Raw genomic sequence first — 1,901 nt, forward strand, 5'->3', positions numbered from 1 at the left:
CCGGCAAGCTCGACGGCTTCGCCCTGCGCGTCCCGGTCCCCACCGGCTCGATCACCGACCTCACCCTCGAGACCAAGTCCGAGGTCACCGTCGACGAGATCAACGCCGCCTACAAGGAGGCCGCAGAAGGTCCCCTCAAGGGCATCCTGCTCTACAGCGAGGACCCGCTGGTGTCGACCGACATCACCACGGACCCGCACTCCTCGATCTACGACTCCGGCCTGACCAAGGTCATCGGCGGCCTCGTGAAGATCACCTCGTGGTACGACAACGAGTGGGGCTACTCGAACCGCCTCGTCGACCTCACCGAGTACGTCGGCGAGCGTCTGTAACACATGGCCCTCCGCACCCTCGAGGACCTCGGCGACCTCGCCGGCAAGCGTGTCGTCGTCCGTTGTGACCTGAACGTCCCGCTCAAGGACGGCACCATCACGGACGACGGCCGCGTGCGGGCGTCGCTGACCACCCTGAACACCCTCGTCAACGCCGGCGCGCGCGTCATCGTGATCTCGCACCTGGGTCGCCCCGACGGGGAGCCCAAGCCCGAGTTCTCGCTCGCGCCGGTCGCCCAGCGGCTCTCCGAGCTGCTCGGCAAAGAGGTCACGTTCGTCGGCGAGACCGTCGGCGACGAAGCGACCGCCGCGGCCGAGGCCCTCGAGGACGGCGACGTCCTGCTGCTCGAGAACCTCCGGTTCAACCCGGAGGAGACCTCGAAGGACGCCGCCGCGCGGAGCGCCTTCGCGGACCGCATCGCGGCCCTCGGTGACGCCTTCGTCTCCGACGGCTTCGGTGTCGTGCACCGCAAGCAGGCCTCGGTCTACGAGCTCGCGTCCGCGCTGCCCAGCGCGGCCGGGTCGCTCATCGAGACCGAACTGCGGGTGCTCGAGCGGCTGACCACCTCGCCGGAACGGCCGTACACGGTCGTGCTCGGCGGGTCGAAGGTCAGCGACAAGCTCGGTGTCATCGACCACATCCTGCCGAAGGTCGACACGCTGTGCATCGGCGGCGGCATGCTCTTCACCTTCCTCGCGGCCCAGGGCCACGGGGTCGCGAAGTCGCTGCTCGAAGCCGACCAGCTCGACGTCGTCCGCGAGTACCTCTCGCGTGCGAAGGAGCTCGGCGTCACCATCGACCTGCCGACCGACGTCGTGGTGGCATCCGGCTTCGCGGCCGACGCCGACCACGAGACCGTCGCGGCGGACGCCATCGAGTCCTCGTCGTTCGGAGCGGACGGCATCGGCCTCGACATCGGCCCGGAGACCGCAGCGCGGTTCGCCTCGGCCGTCTCGGGTTCGAAGACCGTGTTCTGGAACGGCCCGATGGGCGTGTTCGAGTTCCCGGCCTTCGCCGCCGGCACGAAGACCGTCGCGCAGGCGCTCACCGAGGTCGACGGCCTCGGCGTCGTCGGTGGTGGCGACTCCGCTGCCGCCGTGCGCTCGCTCGGCTTCTCGGACGACCAGTTCGGCCACATCTCGACCGGTGGCGGTGCGAGCCTCGAGTTCCTCGAGGGCAAGTCGCTGCCTGGTCTCGAAGCACTGGGGTGGACAGCATGACCCGGACTCCGTTGATCGCGGGCAACTGGAAGATGAACCTGGACCACCTCCAGGCCATCGCCACGGTGCAGAAGCTCGCGTGGACCCTCAAGGACGCCCGGCACGACTTCGACGACGTCGAGGTCGCGGTCTTCCCGCCGTTCACGGACCTGCGGAGCGTGCAGACGCTCATCTCGGCCGACAAGCTGCCGATCCACTTCGGTGCGCAGGACCTGTCGCAGTTCGACTCCGGTGCCTACACCGGTGACGTCTCCGGCGCGTTCCTGGCGGCGCTCGACGCCCAGTACGTCATCGTCGGCCACTCCGAGCGGCGCACGCTGCACGGTGAGACCGACGAGGTCGTCGCGG

The 1,901-nt window shown here is 69.1% G+C and carries 2 protein-coding genes and 1 pseudogene; all 3 read left to right on the forward strand.

Going from position 1 to position 1,901, the window contains the following annotated elements:
• Positions 1 to 332 (forward strand): annotated as a pseudogene (locus BIU95_RS13295) (glyceraldehyde-3-phosphate dehydrogenase); the annotation flags it as partial.
• Between the two features lie 3 nt (positions 333 to 335).
• Positions 336 to 1,553 carry a phosphoglycerate kinase gene (gene pgk, locus BIU95_RS13300; RefSeq protein ID WP_017887254.1) on the forward strand — a complete coding sequence of 406 codons (1,218 nt, stop codon included), beginning with the start codon at positions 336 to 338 and terminating at the stop codon, positions 1,551 to 1,553.
• Positions 1,550 to 1,901, forward strand: a 352-nt coding sequence (locus BIU95_RS13305; protein ID WP_139179801.1) for a triose-phosphate isomerase, incomplete at its 3' end; no start/stop codon positions are given. The genes pgk and BIU95_RS13305, both read left to right, overlap by 4 nt.

Origin of the sequence: Curtobacterium sp. MCBA15_007, assembly GCF_001864905.1 — a bacterium.
Taxonomy (GTDB): domain Bacteria; phylum Actinomycetota; class Actinomycetes; order Actinomycetales; family Microbacteriaceae; genus Curtobacterium; species Curtobacterium poinsettiae.

Coding starts and splice junctions, on each gene's coding strand:
- pgk (WP_017887254.1), top strand. CDS start 336: ATGGCCCTCCGCACCCTCGAGGACCTCGGCGACCTCGCCGGCAAGCGT.